This is a genomic window from Alloyangia pacifica (assembly GCF_020524285.1).
Classification (GTDB): Bacteria; Pseudomonadota; Alphaproteobacteria; order Rhodobacterales; family Rhodobacteraceae; genus Salipiger; species Salipiger pacificus_B.
Genome location: NZ_JAIVKX010000015.1, coordinates 57,239 through 73,263 on the forward strand (window position 1 = coordinate 57,239; position 16,025 = coordinate 73,263).

A 16,025-nucleotide genomic window follows, 5' to 3' on the forward strand; every position below is an offset into this window, starting at 1 on the left:
GTCTAGTCCGCCTCGGCGTCTTCGGCGAGCCCGTCGAAGGCGCCGGGCGACAGCTCCTCCCAGAAGGCGGCGATGGCCTCGGCGTTCAGCGCCGACATCCAGCCGTGCCGCTCGAAATCATCCCGCGCCGCGCCCGACAGCCGGCCAATGAAAAGCAGCTTGTCGGCATCCCTCTGGGTCGGCTTGCGGCTCGCGGCGAGGTCCCGGATACGTTCCAGACGGCGCGCGCGCAGCGTTGACGGTTTCGCAGGGTTTCGCCGCGAAACCTCCGGCGCCTTCGCCGGCTCGCCCTTCGCGTAATCCTCGCGCAGCGCCTTGGTCAGGTAGCCGACGGTGTTCTTCACCCCTTCCTGGCCTTCGACATAGTCGAGCTTCTCGGCGACATAGCTCTCGCCATGTTCCGCCAGCCATTGCCGCGCCAGCCGGTCCGAGACGCCAAGGTCGCGCAGCCGCCCGTAGAGCTCGGAGTTGCGCAGCCCCTCGCCATCGTCGAGATCGAGGATCGCCAGCTGCGGGTTCTCGGAGATCAGAAAGCGGATCTCCGTCACCGTGCGGCCCATCTTCCGGGTCTCCGGCGTCAGGAGGATGTTCGAGGTCTTGTTCACCTCGGCCACCGCGGGTTTGATGATCTTGGCGTTGAGCTGCTTGTAGACCTCGTAATAGGGGCTGTCCGCCACGCCCATCAGCCGGCGGAACAGGTCGAGCGACCACCAGCCGGTCGAGCCGGTGCGCACGAAGCGGTAGCAGTTCTCGTAGAGCGCCAGCGCATGGCCCGAGGTGAAGCGCCGCTGGATATTGAGATTGATCAGCGCAAAGACCTTAGGGTCGTGCAGCTTCTCGGCCAGCGCCGGGGAGTAGGCGTATTCGCAGACACCTCCCTTGAGCTTGGCGTAGCTGAGCAGCGAACTGACGCCCCATTCCTGCTGGCCCTTCTCGTCAAGCATGTCCCATTCGGCGACGGTCTCCGCGAGCCCGCGCAGGGATTGCTTTAGCGTCTCCATGTCGTTCGAGTTGTAGCCGATCATCAGGCTCAGCGTCCGCGCGTCGATCTGGTGGCGGGACTGCGAGGTGAGCGTGTCATAGGCATTGAGCAGCAGCACGTTCGACAGCTTGCGCTGCAGCAGCGTGAGCTTGCCCGAAACGTGGATCGCCGCCACGTGCTTCTTCACCGCACCGCGGCGCAAAGGGCCACTCAGCCGGTCACGCGGAATATCGTCCATTCTGCTCTCGCTTTCCCGGGGCCTCGCCCCAACTTGCCGGTCCTCATGTCTCCCGGCCTTGTCGGGCTGCTCGCACGGGCGAGTCGCTGCGGCCGGGTTGCCTGCATGATCCGCGAAAAGGTATCCGCTATCAAGAGGTGCGCTGGCACCTCAACCCCCGTCGGGGGCGCTCCCGCAAACGGGCACCTGTGGATCCGGAGCCGTCCAGAAAGGTATCCATTTCCGGGATCCCGACTCATCCGCCCTGCGCGCGCGGAGTCCGATTCGTTGCGCAGAGACCCTAATCCGGCAAAAATAGGCTCTAACGCGCACATCACCCTGGGTTGCCCCGAGAATCGGACCCCTTGATCCCGGAAACGGGTGCCTTTGGCCCCGTATCGGGGCACCCAATAAACCGGGTACGGGCACCCAAACCGACGTATCCTCCCGTACTTATTGAATTTTTCTCGGCCTAAAGATCTTAAAAGGACTCAAAGAAACTCAAACAAACCGCCTGTCCGTGTGGTATCTTCCATATTTAGAGAGGGATAGAGGCTCGAACGCTTCCACTCTGCCCCCAGCATGTGCCATAGTTCTCAGGATATCGCGGCAAACAGCGAACATGGTGAGGCGACATGGCACATAAACCCGGCACTCCGCCGAAGGCAGACCTTCCCCCCTATTTCAATATCGACCCGGCCGCGGCCGCGGCCAAGCTGGCCGATCCGATCGACACGGCACGCTTCGCAAAGGCCGCGTCCTTTGCCATGCGCGGCCGCGACGATCTCGCCCGCCGCGGCTATGCGCCCGACGGCGCCAAGCGGTTGCGGCGCTTCTCGACCTGGGAAGTCTGCCGCTACCTGATCCCGGTCAACCCGGCCCACCTGCGCCGGGTGCTGCGCCAGAACCCCGACCTGCCGCAGGGCGAAGGCGAAGGCGGCTCCAAGTGGTTCACCCTCGAAGAGGTGCTGCGCCTGCGCGACCATTTCGCCGAGGAAGGCGCCAAGGACCGCGAGTACCGCGCCTGGCGTCCCGAGGGTCTGCCGGCCAAGGTCGTCGCGGTGGCCAACTTCAAGGGCGGCGTCGGCAAGACCTCGACCTGCGCGCATCTGGCCATGTCCGCCGCGCTCGACGGCTACAAGGTGCTGGTGATCGACCTCGACAGCCAGGGCTCGATGACCTCGATCATGGGCGGCCAGGTCGAGGACGAATGGCAGACAGTCTTCCCGATGCTCGCCCGTGACTACGCCCTGCACCTGCAGCAGGAGAACAAGGTGCGCGAGGCCTCGGCGCAGCAACCCTTCCAGTTCGACGAAACCCTGACCGCCGCGCTGGAGGTTTCGCCGCGAAACCTCGTGCAGAAGACGCACTGGCCGAACATCGATCTCATCGGTGCGCAGCTCAACCTCTACTGGGCCGAGTTCCAGGTGCCGGTCTGGCGGATGCAGATGCTGAGCTGGCCGCTCTGGGACGCGCTGACCAATGCGCTGGAAGAGGGCGGGATGCTCGACGAGTATGACATCATCCTGCTCGATACCCCGCCGGCGCTCGGCTACCTGACGATCAACGCGCTGTCGGCGGCGGACATCCTGCTGGTGCCGCTGGGGGCGTCCTTCCTCGAGTTCGACTCGACGGGGCGGTTCTTCGACATGATCTACTCGACCTTCGCCTCGATCGAAGAGGGGGAGAACCGGGTGCGGCGGGCCGACGGCTTGCCGGAGATGCGGTTCGAGTGGGACGCGGTGCGGGCGTTGGTGACGCGCTTCGACGCGGCGCAGCAGACCGATCTGGCGAATGTCATCCAGGCCTATTTCGGGGACTTCATGACCACCTATCGGCAGGAGCTGACGGCGATGGTCGGGCAGGCAGGGGAGCAGGTCTCGGGCATCTACGAGACCGATTACCGCGACTTCAACCGCGACACCTACGTGCGGGGGCGCGAGACCTTCGACCGGACCTGGGCCGAGGTGAAGGAGGTGATCCTCGGGACATGGTGGCGCGATGCGCAGATGGAGCAGGCTGAGAGGGAGGCCGTCTGATGGCAAAGAGACGCAAGCTTGAGGCGCCCTCGGCGGAGGACCTGAGCCGCTACGAGGAGGAGTTCCACCGCGAGAGTTCCTCGCGCGGGCTGATGTCGGCGCCGATTGCGCAGGTGGCGGCGGAGGCGGCGACGCTGCATGACCCGCGGCCGGCGGAGCAGCGGGCGGAGGCGGCGAAGGACAAGTCCGATGCCGAGCGGCTGCGCGACGCCGAGGGGCGCGGGCTGGTGATGCTCGAGCTGGCCATCGACGACATCAACGCCGATGCGCTGGTGCGCGACCGGGTGGTGCTGGACGCCGAGGAGATGGAGGAGCTGAAGGCCTCGATCGCCAAGGGCGGGCTACGGCTGCCGGTGGAGGTGTTTCCGACGCCGGGAGACGGGCAGGGGTTCAGCTACGGTCTGCTGTCGGGCTACCGGCGGCTGAAAGCCTTCCGCGATCTCTACGCGCTGACCAAGGACAGTCGTTACCAAAAGATTAAGGCGGTGCTCCGCGATCCCGAGGCCATGGGCGGCACCTTTGCCGCGATGATCGAGGAGAACGAGATCCGCGCCTCGTTGAGCCATTACGAGCGCGGGCGCATCGCGGTGATCGCGGCGCAGCAGGGGGCCTTCGTGAATGCCGAGGAGGCGGTGAACGCGCTGTTCCCGCTGGCATCCAAGGCGAAGCGCTCGAAGATCAGGTCGTTCGCGCTGATCTTCGAGGAGCTGGGCGATATGCTGACCTTCCCCGATCTGCTGAAGGAGAAGGACGGGCTGCGCATAGCCGCGGCACTGCGCGACGGCGCCGAGGTGCGCTTGCGCGAAGCGCTGGCCGAGCGTGTGCCGGAGACGGCCGCCGAGGAAGCCGAGCTGATCGCCGCGGCGCTCGACGGGGTCGAGCTGAAGGCGGATCCGAAGAAGGGTGGGCGCCCGAAAAAGGCCGCGGCGCCGGCCAAGGCGCTGGCCTCGGGGCTGACGGTTCAGCTTGGCGAGGATGCGCAGGGCTGGGTGATCCGGGTTCGCGGCAAGCAGGTCGGGCGCGAGCTGATGGAGGCGGCGATGCTGGAGCTGGAACGGCTTCTGGACGCGCCAGACAGATAAAATCGTTATCTATCAATAATTAAACAGACGAAACGGCGCGACTTGGGGAAAAGTCGCGCCGTTTTTCGGTTTCCCGGCGGCCCAGGGCCTGGTTCGCGCAGGCGTTACGCTTCCGACGCTTCCTTTTCCTCTCCGAGGATCTCCGACACGTCCAATCCCCGGCGCTTGGCGCTCTGGCGCACCGCCTCGCGCAGCTTCCGGGAGCGTTTCAGCAGGCGTTTGAAGCGGCTCTCGTCGAGGCGCAGCAGGGTCGAGGGGGCGATGGCGCGGACCTCGGAGCGGCGGCGCTTGGGCATGAGCAGCGCAAGCTGGCCGCACATTTCGCCACGGCCGAGACGGAAGCTCTGTCCGCCGACCTGCTGTTCGACCGCGCCGGAGGCGATGAACCAGACCGAGCGCGCGGTGCTGTCGCGGCGGATGATGATGTCGCCCGGCGCGGCGTAGCGGGTGCGCAGGGCGCGGGCGAGGGGGCGGATTTCCTTTTCCTCGAGATCGGCGAAGAGCGGGAACTGCCGAACGAGCTGGGCGCGCTGCACAGAGAGATCAAGGGGCGGTCGCTCTTCGGCCATGGCGCGGCGGCGGGACAGATCCTGCTTGAGGGCGGTGTAGAGCTCGGCTCCGATCAGACCGTCGTCGTACATGGTGTCGTATTCGCCCTCTTCGAGCCGCAGCGCGGTGCGGCGGATGAAGCGGCGTTCGAGCTTCTCGGCGTAGCCGGGATATTGCAGACGCAGACCCTCGAGCGCGGTCTCGGCGGCCTCGCGGCGGCGCGAGAGCAGCTCTCGCAGCAGCTCGGCGACGCGGCGGCCGTGGATGCGGCGGATGCGGCCGTCGATGAAGCCTTCGAGGTCGCGCAGGATCTGCCGCTGCGAGAGCAGCAGGTCGAAGCGGTCGGCGGTCATGCGCCCGAGCGGGCCGGAGACATGCAGCCGGTTGTGGGCGAGCAGCGCGGCGCGGAAGGTCGGGCCGTAGCCGAGGCTTGCGCGGGCGGCGCGCTGGTAGCCGGTGCGGCCGTCGCTGCGCGCGCCTTCGATCAGCCGGTCGCAGTCCGACAGGGCGCGCTGTGCGAGGCGCAGCGACAGGGTGCGCTCGCGGATCCGCGCGGTGGTGGCGTCGCGCTCGGCGCCGGCCAGGGCGATGAGCCCGAGGGTGACGCGGTCGCGGTCGAGGATCTCGTCGCCTTCCTCGGCGGCCTTCACCGCGGTGTCGAGCCGCTTGCCGAAGCGCTTGGCCTCGGAGCGGACGATCTCGCGGTCGAGCCCGTAGGTGTCGGTGGTGGTCGAGACCTGCTCGCGCACGGTCTGCAGCGCCACGGCGACCACCTGGTTGGAGAGCGCCTGGTCGAGCGGGGCGAGCTTGTCGAGGCCGAGTTTGCGGATCACCCAGGTGAGGGTGGTGCCCTGCACCAGCAGCGTCCAGAGGGTGAAGCCGGTGGCGAGGATGCCGACGAGGCGCTTGACCTCGATCGGCACGCGGAAGCTCTCGGTGACCGCCAGCGCCAGCGCGAGGGTCAGCGCGCCGCGCAGGCCGCCCCAGAGGATGGCGATGCGGTAGGGGCGCTCGATCTTCGGCGAGAGCCGCAGCAGGCGCAGGATCGGCAGCAGGCCGGAGAGGATGGCACCGCGCGCGGCGATGGCGGCGGCGACCACCACGAGGATCAGGAGGAAGTCGCCGAAATGCACGTCCTCGAGCAGCCGCGGGATCAGAAGCGCGGCGAGGATGAAGATCAGCGCCCCGGCCCAATGCGCGAGGATGTCCCAGACGTCCTTGAGGTTGGCCCAGGCGGTGGGCGGGATCTTCCCGGGGCCGACGAGGTTGAGCGTGAGTCCCGAGACCACCACGGCGATCACCCCCGAGGCGCCGAAGACCTGCTCGGAGCCGATGTAGGCGAGATAGGGCAGGGCGATGGAGACCGAGAGCTGCGCCTTCTCGTAGCGCTCGAGCAGCGCCATGGCGCCGATCGCCCCCTGCGCCACCAGCCAGCCGGCCAGCGCGCCGCCGCCGAGCAGCATGGGAAACTGCGCGAGCGCGCCGAGCGGCGTGGGGTTGGGCACGCCCTCCATCACGAAGCCCATAAACAGGCCGAAGAGCGCGATGGCGGCGGCGTCGTTGAGCAGGCTCTCGCCCTCGATGATGCGCACCAGCCGGCGCGGCGCGGCGATCGAGCGGAAGATGCCGACCACCGCCGAGGGGTCGGTGGTCGAGACGATGGCGCCGACGAGGAAGCAGGCCATGATCGGCAGCGAACTGGTCCAGGACAGCGCGAGGCCGACGAAGAGCGTGGCGGCGACCACCGCGACGATCGCCAGCACGAGGATCGGCACCCAGTCGTCGAGCATCCGCCTCAGGTTCATGCCGAGCGTTGCCTGGAACAGCAGCGTCGGCAGGAAGACGTAGAGGAAGACGTTGGATTTTATGGGGAAATTGATGATCGCCGCGGCCACGGGATTGAGCGCATCGGTGATGTCGGTGCGCAGAAAGAAGATCGCTGCCGCGCCGATGAAGGTGCCGAGAAGCGCGAGGATGGCGCTGTAGGGCAGACGGAGCCGGGCCGCCAGCGGCTCGGCCGCGGCGATGACGAGAAAGAGCGACGCGATGACCGCGGTGACGAGAACAACATCCATGGCTCCAGATAAACTGCAAATGACGTCGGGAGAACGGCGGAGCGTCAAATTTTTCGTGCTTTGCGGATCTCTGCCCTCGGCGACAGGGGCGCGCGCGGGATCGAGGGCCGCGGGCGGCGAATGTCTTGGCTTGCTTCTTGAGAACCGGGGGCAGCCGGGGTATCAGCGGCGGCAACAATGGGAGGGCGGATCCCCATGGCAAGGAGACACTCGATGACCCTGGATCGCAGACACTTCATCACCGCGGGCGCCGCGCTTGCGCTGGCGCCGCTGCTGCCGCGCGGCGCGCGGGCCGCCTTTACCCCGACGCCGGCCGAATGGCGCCGCTTCGAGGTCACCACGCGGGTCGCGGTGCCGGCGGGCGGCAAGCCGGTGCAGGCCTGGATCCCGGTGCCCTCGGTCAACGAGGCGGGCTGGATGCAGGCCGAGGCTCCGCGGTTCTCCGGCAATGCCGACAGCGCCGAGCTGGTGACCGACGCCGAGAGCGGCGCGCAGTTCGTCCACGCGGTGTGGAACGGCGGGCAGGAGAGCGCCGAGCTGGAGGTGGCCGCCGAGGTTTCGACCCGCGACCGCGCCGTCGACCTGACGGAGCCGGGGCAGGGGGCCACGCTGTCGGACGCCGACCGGGCGCTCTACACCGCGCCGACGCGGCTGATTCCGACCGACGGCATCGTCAAGGCGACCGCCGACATGATCACCGAAGAGATGGGCGCCGACCTCGAGAAGGCGCGGGCGATCTACGAGTGGGTGGTCGAGAGCACCGAGCGCAACCCCGAGACCCGCGGCTGCGGCATCGGCGATGTCGCCTCGATGCTGGAGATGGGCGACCTGACCGGCAAATGCGCCGACCTCAATGCGCTCTACGTCGGGCTGGCGCGGGCCGCCGGCCTGCCGGCGCGCGATGTCTACGGTCTGCGCGTGGCGCCCTCGGCCTTCGGCTACAAGAGCCTCGGCGCGGGTTCGTCGGATGTCAGCAAGGCGCAGCACTGCCGCGCCGAGGTCTTCCTGTCGGACTATGGCTGGGTCGCGGTCGACCCGGCGGACGTGCGCAAGGTGATGCTCGAGGAGCCGCCGAAGAACCTCGCGCTCGACGATCCCAAGGTGCGGGCGGTGCGCTCGGCGCTCTTCGGCTCCTGGGAAGGCAACTGGATCGGCTTCAACTTCGCGCATGACGTGGCACTGCCGGGTTCGGCGCGCGACGAGGTGGGCTTCCTGATGTACCCGCAGGCGGAGATCGACGGCGTCGAGCAGGACGAGCTCGATCCGGGCAGCTTCGCCTATTCGATCACGGCGACCGAGCTGTACGCCTGACCCGTGCCGCGCGCGCTGGGGGGAGGCGCGCGCGGATGACCTTCACCCGCCGGCTGGAGCTGGTCGACCTTGTGTCAGACGCTGCGTCTCGCCTTGGCTCGAAGACATTTTGTATTTACCTGACCCCGCATGAAGTTCCTCTTTAAACGACGTAAGCCGGCCGCGCCGGTGTTTGACGCTCCGTTCCGCCCCGACGACAGGTGCATTGTTATTGGTGACGTCCACGGCTGTGATGCCTTGCTCGCCAAGCTGCTGGGCCGCATCGAGGGGCGCTCGACGCCCGAGACCAAGCTGGTGCTGGTCGGCGATTACGTCGACCGCGGCGACGAGAGCGCCGCGGTGCTGCGCCGCCTCATGCAGATGCAGGCACGGCTCGGGGCCGACCAGGTGATCTGCCTGCGTGGCAACCACGATCAGATGATGATCGACTTCCTCGACGATCCGGCCAGCGCCGGGGCGCGCTGGTTCAAGTACGGCGGGCTGCAGACGCTGGCGAGCTACAAGCTGGCCGGGGTGTCGCATACCGCGCCCGAGGCGGAGTGGATCAAGCTGCGCGACCGCTTGCGCGAGGCGATGACGCCGGACATCGAGGCCTGGCTGCGCGGGCTGCCGCTAAGCTGGACCACCGGCAATGTCTTCATCTGCCACGCCGGCGCCGACCCGACGGTTCCGCTTGAGGCGCAGCGCTCGAAGGACCTCATCTGGGGCGCGCCCGGCTTCGAGACCACGCCACGCAGCGATGGCACATGGGTGGTGCATGGGCACACGATCACCGACCGCGCGCGTCCGAACGCCGGCCGCATCCCGGTCGACACCGGGGCCTATGCGACGGGCAAGCTCACCGCCGCGCTGCTGAGTTCGGGCAAGGTGGAGTTCGTCTCGACCTGACGCGACTTTTCGGGGCCGGCGCGCGCCGGGGCTGCGCGCCAGCGGTGACCGGCGTGATCCGGCGCGGGACGCTGGCAGGGTGCGGGAACCCGTGGTTCCGCCCGCTCGGAGGGGCAGTGGTGGCCCGTCGTGACACTCCCAGCAATCGGTCGGGCAGGGAATTTTTGCTTTCTACTGTCGAGGGTTGGTGCCATCTGCGCCGGACCCCGACGGTTTCGGGGGCGCCGGGCGCGAATGAGTCGGGCCAGTGGGGGCGCTTTGCGAGCGAAATTTCCCGAAAATTCGAAATTCTTGTAGTTCGGGACGGAACTCAACTTCTGAGTGTGCTAAAAATCTGGGCAGCGCCACATGAATTGGCATGCTTTGCGACAAATAAAGAAATCGCAATGTTTGCAACGGAAATATTCTCGTCTTGCCATGCGGCCAGGGCGATTTCCGGGCGGGCGCGCTCAAGGCTCTGTTATTACAATCTTAATTTTCGTGAAAGGTTCGCTAACCTGCGTCGGAGCGCGGTTCGCGCCTGAAATTCGTTACGAAATCGTCGCGGAAGCCAGTCTTGATGCTGCATAGCAGCACGTGTATCAAAATTCATGTGTCTACAAGTTTGTTAGAGCTGCGTTTTCAGCTTCGAGAATGACCGACCAGATATGTACCAGTGTTTACACGTGACCAAGGTTTCGCCTGGCGCCACCAATCGCTTTGCCATTTTGTTTGGAGGAATTCGTAAATGAGATCGATTGATTTCAGAGCCAGCGATGAAAACGCGAATGCTGCTTTTTCCTCTCGGGCAGGCCTGCGTCGTTTCAGTGACGGGGCCTATGCCAGCGTCTTTAAGAGGTGCTTTGATCTAGTCGTGGCGGCCATGTTGCTGCCGTTGCTGCTGCCGGTCATCGCCGTGCTTTGGATGATCGTCCGTTCGGACGGGGCGGCGGGCTTTTTCGGCCACAAGCGGGTCGGCAAGGACGGTCGGGCGTTCCGCTGCTGGAAGATCCGGACCATGGTGCCCGACGCGGAAGCGCGCCTGCAGGCGCTGCTCTCGAGCGACGCCGAGGCCGCCGCGGAATGGGCGCGCGACCACAAGCTGACCAATGACCCGCGGATCACCGCGATCGGCAGGTTCCTGCGGCAGACAAGCCTCGACGAGCTGCCGCAAATCTGGAACGTGATCACCGGGGAGATGAGTTTCGTCGGCCCACGTCCGATCGTGGTCGCCGAGCTGGAGAAATACGGCAAGCATCAAGCGGCCTATCTGGCGATGAAACCTGGCATTACCGGGCTCTGGCAGGTCTCCGGGCGCAACGACGTGACCTATGACGAACGGGTGGCAATGGACATCGAGTACCAGAAGGCGATGTCCTGCGGCACCGACATCAAGCTGATGGTGAAGACCGTCACGGCCATGTTCAACCGGACCGGCTACTGATCGGACGCGGGGCAGGGTTGCTGCCTTGAGGTCTTAGGAAACTTGAGCGGGCCCCGCGGTGGGCCGGCCTCCATTTGACAGCTGCGTTTGCGTGGCGCCCCAAGACGAGGGTGAGCCGTCGGAAGCGCCAGGTCTTTATGGCGCGATCCGGCCCTTTGGCTGGCGTGATGTGCTTGGTGCCGGGCTGCGGCGGGAAATTCCGAGCGGCTCGCATTTGCAATATGGACGGTCCGCCGGACCGACAAACTTTCCTCTCCACGGAATCGCGGGCTTCGCGTATCCTGCTGGGAGAATCGTTTAGGTTTTACGACGCGCGATCATCGCGTCCTCGAATTCAAATATATATTTTTAGGGGGAGTGATCATGTCCAAGAGGGCACATCGCTATTTCAGGTGCAGGTACTGCAACCACCGCCTCCGCTTCGGAGCGCATGAATGCGGAAGCTGCTATCAGCCAACCCAGATGGCCAACCGGGTACCGACATGGACGGTCCTCGGTGTGGCCCTGCTGCTTTCCGGCGGCGTGGTGGCCGCGGCGACGCTGCCGACGATCCTGCAGGCCAAGGACGGCACCTTCCCGGCGCAGGACAGCGAAAGCGAGACGGAGATGAAGGCGAGTCTCTAGACGCTGCCGGCCCGATGGGGACCCGGGCCTGCGCGTCGCTTGTCAGCCAAGGATGGCCTTGCGCAGATGCGCGGGGCCTTTTTCCATGAGCGCCTCGGGGCCGGAGGGGTTCTATGCCTCGACGTGGAGCCGCGGGGTTGTGTCGCGCCTTTCGGGCTCGATGAGTGCGGCACACGCCTTTGGAACATCGTTTATGCAGTCGAATTAACTTGCTGGTCCTGAGAGCATTTCCTGCAGGCAGGAACGGCAAGCCAGACGGAAACTTGCAAGTCGCGCCCGATCATGGGGGCAAGGCCATTGGTCTTACGCGTCGGCCACGCGAAACGGGCCGGAAGCGGATGCTTCCGGCCCTCGTGCCGCGGCTCATGCGCCGAGTATGTGGCTCAGGGTCACGCGTTCCAGGGGCGGTCGCCCTTGGCGTCCTTGACGCGGGTCGGCAGGCCGATGTCGTCGAGGATGGTGAAGAACGGCTTGGGATCGAGCTCTTCGACGTTCTTCATGGTCTTCGCGTCCCATTCACCCGAGGCCACCAGCATCGCGGCGGCGACCGGCGGCACGCCGGCGGTGTAGGAGATGCCCTGGCTGCCCACCTCGGTGTAGGCGTCCTTGTGGTCGGCGACGTTGTAGACGAACATCTCGACCTCTTCGCCGTCCTTCGTGCCCTTCACCAGATCGCCGATGCAGGTCTTGCCGGTATACTCGGGCGCCAGCGAGGAGGGGTCGGGCAGCACGGCCTTCACCACTTTCAGCGGCACCACTTCGAGGCCCTCGGCGGTCTTCACCGGCTGCTCGGAGAGCAGGCCGAGCGATTGCAGCACGGTGAAGACGTTGATGTAATGCTCGCCGAAGCCCATCCAGAAGCGCACGTCCGCCTGCGGGTAGTTGGCCGAGAGCGAGTGCACCTCGTCGTGGCCCGACTGATAGGCGCGTTGGGTGCCGACGACGGGCAGGTCCCAGTCGCGGCCCGAGGCGAACATCGAGGTTTCCTTCCACTGCTGGTCTTCCCAGTAGTAGACGGTGCCGGTGAACTCGCGGAAGTTGATCTCCGGGTCGAAGTTCGTGGCGAAATACTTGCCGTGCGAGCCGGCGTTGATGTCGACGATGTCGATGCTCTTCACCTCGTCCATCTGGTCGATGGCGAAACGGGCGAAGGCGTTGACCACACCCGGATCGAACCCGGCGCCGAGGATCGCGGTGACGCCCTTCTCGGCGCAGAGGTCGCGCTTCTTCCACTCGTAGTTGGCGTACCACGGCGGGGTCTCGCAGATCTTCGCCGGATCCTCGTGGATCGCGGTGTCGATATAGGCGGCGCCGGTCTCGATGCAGGCGTCGAGCACGTACATGTTGACGAAGGCCGAGCCCACGTTGATCACGATCTGCGCGCCGGTATCGCGGATCAGCTGCGCCACGGCGGCCGTGTCCATCGCGTCGACCTGGTGAGCCTTGAGGACGCCCTCTACCTTCATCGCGCCCTTTTCACGGACCGACTCAAGGATCGCTTCGCACTTGGAAAGCGTCCGGCTGGCGATATGGATCTCGCCGAGCACATCGTTGTTCTGAGCGCATTTATGCGCCACGACCTGAGCGACGCCACCTGCGCCGATGATGAGAACGTCTTTTTTCAACTCACTGGACCTCCGTCTTTGTCCGTCTTGGTTTGCGCGCGCTCAGGAGAGCGCGGCGCTGAAATCGTCGTAGGTGAAGTCGCGCACCAGCCGTTCGCTGCCGTCGAGTTCGCGGATGGCAATCGAGGGCATCTGCACCCCGTTGAACCAGTTCTTCTTGACCATCGTGTAACCGGCGGCGTCCTGGATCGAGAGCCGGTCACCGGCTTGCAGCGCCTTGGGGAAGTTGAACTCGCCGAAGATATCGCCCGCCAGGCAGGACTTGCCGCAGATCATCCAGGGCTCGTCGCCGCTCTCGTTCATCTTGGCGCTCTCGCGGTAGATCAGCAGGTCGAGCATATGCGCCTCGATCGAGCTGTCGACGATCGCGAGGTTCTTGCCGTTGAAGAGCGTGTCGAGCACCGTCACCTCCAGCGTGGTCGAGTTCGTGATCGTCGCCTCTCCCGGCTCAAGATAGACCTGCACCTCGTTTTCGCCAGCAAAACGCTTCAGACGCTCGGCGAGGCGGTCGAGCGGGTAGCCCTCGCCGGTGAAATGGATGCCGCCACCGAGGCTGATCCATTTCATCTGGCGGATCAGGTGGCCGAAGCGCTGCTCGATGGAGCCGAGCATATTGTCGAAGCGCTCGAAGTCGTCGTTCTCGCAGTTGTTGTGGAACATGAAGCCGCTGACCTGCTCGAGCACCGGCTCGATGTCCTTGGGATCATGCTCGCCGAGGCGCGAGAAGGGGCGGGCGGGGTCGGCCAGATCGAAGCCCGAGGTCGAGACGCCCGGGTTGACGCGCAGGCCGCGGGTGTGACCGCGGCTGACCTCTTCGAAACGGGTGAGCTGCGCGGCGGTGTTGAAGATCACCTTGTCCGAACTCGCCAGCACCTCGTCGATCTCGTGGTCGGCCCAGGCGACGGAATAGGCATGGGTCTCACCCGGGAATTTTTCCCGGCCAAGCTTCACCTCGAAGAGCGAGGAGGAGGTGGTGCCATCCATGTACTCGCTCATCATGTCGAAGACCGACCAGGTGGCGAAACACTTGAGCGCCAGCAGCGCCTTGGCGCCGGAGGTCTCGCGCAGGTGGGCGATCTTCTCGAGATTGGGCAGGAGCCGCGATTTGTCGATCAGGTAGTAGGGCGTCTGCATCGGTGGTCACCTCCGGACAGCGAACACGGGAAACCGTGCCAATATAGCGCAAGGCGGGCAAGAACAATGCCCCCCTGTTGCCCGCGGTATCTGACGACCGTGTGACGGTGGTGCGGGGCCGGGCGCAAAAGCCTTCGAAGGCCTTTGCACCTCTCTTCGGAAAGAGGTGGCGTGCGGGGGAGGGGGCGATGAAAAAGGGCGGCCCGAAAGGCCGCCCCAGTTGGTCGAAGTCCCTGTCGGACCGCGCAGGCTCAGGCCGCTTGCTTGAGCTTCTCTTTCGCCTGCGGTGTCACGAGCGCGCCGTGCAGGGCGGCGATCACCGGCTCGAGGTCGTTGCGCTCGAGGATGAACTGCACGTCCACGTTGCGCGGACCCTGCGTTGCGCCGATCGACTCGTAGCCCGCTTCCGCGATGGCCTGCAGGCCGCGGGTCAGCACGCAGAGGGTGCTGAGATCCCGGCCGATGACCGAGGCCATCGACAGCGTGCGGGAGCTGATCTTGGCCTGCGGGTAAAGCTTGGCAAGATCGTCCTCCACCCGGCGCATCGTCTTGAGCGAGCTGTCCAGGTAGTGGGTGATCGTGTTGGCGTTCGACACCTTCGAGACGATGCGGACGTCGTGGCGGGTGAGCACGTCGAGGATTGCGGCGTCGTAACCCTTCACCCCGACCATGTCCTGCTCGAAGACCTCGAGCGCCACGATGTCGAGACCTGTGACGATCTCCACCGCCGGGGTCTCGGCCGGCTGATCGTCGATCAGCGTGCCCGGATCGCCCGGCTCGAAGGCATTGGTGACGCGCAGCGGCACCTGCGCCTGGCGCAGCGTCTTGGCGGCCTTGGGGTGGATCGCCTCCATCCCCATGTTCGACAGCTGGTCGGCCACGTCGTAGTTCGTGCGGCCCAGCTTGCGGACGTTTTCCGCGCCCACCAGCTTGGGGTCGGCCGAACTGAGGTGGAACTCCTTGTGGATGATCGCCTCGCGGGCCGACGTCAGGGCCGCCAGCTTGGAGAAGGTCACCTCGGAGTAGCCGCGGTCGAACTCGCGCATCAGACCCTCGGTGCATTGCGCATAGCCGGTGACGATGGGCATCTCGGCGGTGGGGTCGACCCCCTCCATCGCCTTGGTGATGCGCTCTTCGAGCGTGTAATGCCCGTCGTCACGCCAGCCCGAGAGGTCGACGTTGCGCGCGTTCACGCCGGCGCGCTGGAGCATCAGCACGGTGACATAGGCCGAATGCGCCTCGCCGAGACCGGAAAGCAGCTCGCGGATCTGCAGCATGTGCTCGGAGAGCTGGAAGTGCCCGTAGGAGCACAGCCGCTGCAGGTCGATCAGGCAGTTGCGCGCACCCTCGATGCGGTTGCGCACGAAGTCGGTCGCCTGCTCGACGTCGCCGGGATGATCGAGCACGGCTTCATGCGCCTCGATCATCGCCTTCGACACCTCGGTCAGCGCGTCGTGCCAGCCGTGGCCGGTGTCGGAGTTGGCGAACTGGCCGTAAACGCCCGGCTTGCCCGATTTCTTGTGCTCGAGCAGCAGGTCGGTGATGCCGCCGAAGGCGGAGACCACGAAGACACGACCGTAGAGATCATCCGCCTCGCGGCCGCCGATCAGCAGCGTGTCGCGCAGTTCGTTCAGGCGGGACATGCTCGTCCCGCCGATTTTCTCAACGGTATGGGTCATGGCTTACGCCGTCTCCTCGGCCGGTGCGTAGGACCCGTCTTCGCGGTGCACCTCGGTGCCGGTGACGGGCGGGTTGAAGCAGCAGGCCATGTGGAGCTCTTCCTCGGCCCGCAGGATGTGCTTGTCGTGCAGGTTCAGCGCGTACATGACGCCGGGCTTGATCTCGTGGGTCTCGCCGGTGGCGACATCGGTGATCGAGCCCTTGCCCGCCATGCAGTAGACGCTCTCGAAGTGGTGCTTGTAGTGGAACGTGTGCTCCGAGCCCGCCTCGAGAATGGTGATGTGGAACGAGAAGCCCATGCCGTCCTGCGCGAGCAGCATCCGGGTGGAGGTCCACTGCGCGTCGGCAATATGCTTGTCGGTTTTCTTCAGTTCGTTGAAATCGCGTACAATCATG

At 65.6% G+C, this 16,025-nt stretch carries 12 protein-coding genes; 6 read left to right on the forward strand and 6 right to left on the reverse strand.

Annotated features, from left to right (window positions below; genetic code table 11):
* Nucleotides 1-2 precede the first annotated feature (2 nt).
* A complete protein-coding gene (locus tag LC039_RS19040; RefSeq protein WP_226627388.1) occupies nt 3-1,220 on the reverse strand; it encodes a replication initiation protein in 1,218 nt (405 codons plus the stop codon).
* A gap of 614 nt (nt 1,221-1,834) precedes the next feature.
* On the opposite strand from LC039_RS19040, the gene LC039_RS19045 reads away from it, so the two are divergent.
* A complete protein-coding gene (locus tag LC039_RS19045) occupies nt 1,835-3,238 on the forward strand; it encodes an AAA family ATPase (protein WP_226627390.1) in 1,404 nt (467 codons plus the stop codon).
* A complete protein-coding gene (locus LC039_RS19050; protein WP_226627392.1) occupies nt 3,238-4,320 on the forward strand; it encodes a ParB/RepB/Spo0J family partition protein in 1,083 nt (360 codons plus the stop codon). Before LC039_RS19045 ends, LC039_RS19050 begins: the two co-directional genes overlap by 1 nt.
* Before the next feature lie 104 nt (nt 4,321-4,424).
* On the opposite strand, the gene LC039_RS19055 is transcribed toward LC039_RS19050, so the two are convergent.
* On the reverse strand, nt 4,425-6,944 hold the full coding sequence (locus LC039_RS19055) for a cation:proton antiporter (protein WP_226627393.1): 2,520 nt from the start codon (nt 6,942-6,944) through the stop codon (nt 4,425-4,427).
* A 213-nt stretch (nt 6,945-7,157) separates the two neighbouring features.
* On the opposite strand from LC039_RS19055, the gene LC039_RS19060 reads away from it, so the two are divergent.
* The 4 genes from LC039_RS19060 (at nt 7,158) to LC039_RS19075 (ending at nt 11,190) form a co-directional block, all read left to right on the forward strand.
* Nucleotides 7,158-8,255, forward strand: a complete 1,098-nt coding sequence (locus LC039_RS19060; RefSeq protein ID WP_226627395.1) for a transglutaminase-like domain-containing protein — start codon at nt 7,158-7,160, stop codon at nt 8,253-8,255.
* Between the two features lie 129 nt (nt 8,256-8,384).
* Nucleotides 8,385-9,143 (forward strand): metallophosphoesterase family protein, encoded by a 759-nt coding sequence (locus LC039_RS19065; RefSeq protein WP_226627396.1) that lies wholly within the window; start codon nt 8,385-8,387, stop codon nt 9,141-9,143.
* A gap of 727 nt (nt 9,144-9,870) precedes the next feature.
* On the forward strand, nt 9,871-10,566 hold the full coding sequence (locus tag LC039_RS19070; protein WP_226627398.1) for a sugar transferase: 696 nt from the start codon (nt 9,871-9,873) through the stop codon (nt 10,564-10,566).
* Between the two features lie 462 nt (nt 10,567-11,028).
* Complete coding sequence (locus tag LC039_RS19075; RefSeq protein ID WP_226627400.1) at nt 11,029-11,190, forward strand: hypothetical protein; 162 nt, start codon at nt 11,029-11,031, stop codon at nt 11,188-11,190.
* A gap of 389 nt (nt 11,191-11,579) precedes the next feature.
* Here LC039_RS19075 and LC039_RS19080 read toward each other — a convergent pair whose 3' ends face one another.
* The 4 genes from LC039_RS19080 to LC039_RS19095 all read right to left on the reverse strand — a co-directional run bounded on the left by LC039_RS19080 (nt 11,580) and on the right by LC039_RS19095 (nt 16,024).
* A complete protein-coding gene (locus tag LC039_RS19080) occupies nt 11,580-12,815 on the reverse strand; it encodes a saccharopine dehydrogenase family protein (protein WP_226627402.1) in 1,236 nt (411 codons plus the stop codon).
* A 42-nt stretch (nt 12,816-12,857) separates the two neighbouring features.
* A complete protein-coding gene (locus LC039_RS19085; RefSeq protein ID WP_226627403.1) occupies nt 12,858-13,949 on the reverse strand; it encodes a carboxynorspermidine decarboxylase in 1,092 nt (363 codons plus the stop codon).
* A 251-nt stretch (nt 13,950-14,200) separates the two neighbouring features.
* Entirely contained in the window at nt 14,201-15,628 is a 1,428-nt protein-coding gene (locus tag LC039_RS19090) for an aspartate kinase (protein ID WP_226627405.1), read from the reverse strand.
* A gap of 3 nt (nt 15,629-15,631) precedes the next feature.
* Complete coding sequence (locus LC039_RS19095; RefSeq protein ID WP_226627406.1) at nt 15,632-16,024, reverse strand: ectoine synthase; 393 nt, start codon at nt 16,022-16,024, stop codon at nt 15,632-15,634.
* Nucleotide 16,025 lies beyond the last annotated feature (1 nt).

Coding starts and splice junctions, on each gene's coding strand:
- LC039_RS19040 (WP_226627388.1), bottom strand. CDS start 1,220: ATGGACGATATTCCGCGTGACCGGCTGAGTGGCCCTTTGCGCCGCGGT.
- LC039_RS19045 (WP_226627390.1), top strand. CDS start 1,835: ATGGCACATAAACCCGGCACTCCGCCGAAGGCAGACCTTCCCCCCTAT.
- LC039_RS19050 (WP_226627392.1), top strand. CDS start 3,238: ATGGCAAAGAGACGCAAGCTTGAGGCGCCCTCGGCGGAGGACCTGAGC.
- LC039_RS19055 (WP_226627393.1), bottom strand. CDS start 6,944: ATGGATGTTGTTCTCGTCACCGCGGTCATCGCGTCGCTCTTTCTCGTC.
- LC039_RS19060 (WP_226627395.1), top strand. CDS start 7,158: ATGACCCTGGATCGCAGACACTTCATCACCGCGGGCGCCGCGCTTGCG.
- LC039_RS19065 (WP_226627396.1), top strand. CDS start 8,385: ATGAAGTTCCTCTTTAAACGACGTAAGCCGGCCGCGCCGGTGTTTGAC.
- LC039_RS19070 (WP_226627398.1), top strand. CDS start 9,871: ATGAGATCGATTGATTTCAGAGCCAGCGATGAAAACGCGAATGCTGCT.
- LC039_RS19075 (WP_226627400.1), top strand. CDS start 11,029: ATGGCCAACCGGGTACCGACATGGACGGTCCTCGGTGTGGCCCTGCTG.
- LC039_RS19085 (WP_226627403.1), bottom strand. CDS start 13,949: ATGCAGACGCCCTACTACCTGATCGACAAATCGCGGCTCCTGCCCAAT.
- LC039_RS19090 (WP_226627405.1), bottom strand. CDS start 15,628: ATGACCCATACCGTTGAGAAAATCGGCGGGACGAGCATGTCCCGCCTG.
- LC039_RS19095 (WP_226627406.1), bottom strand. CDS start 16,024: ATGATTGTACGCGATTTCAACGAACTGAAGAAAACCGACAAGCATATT.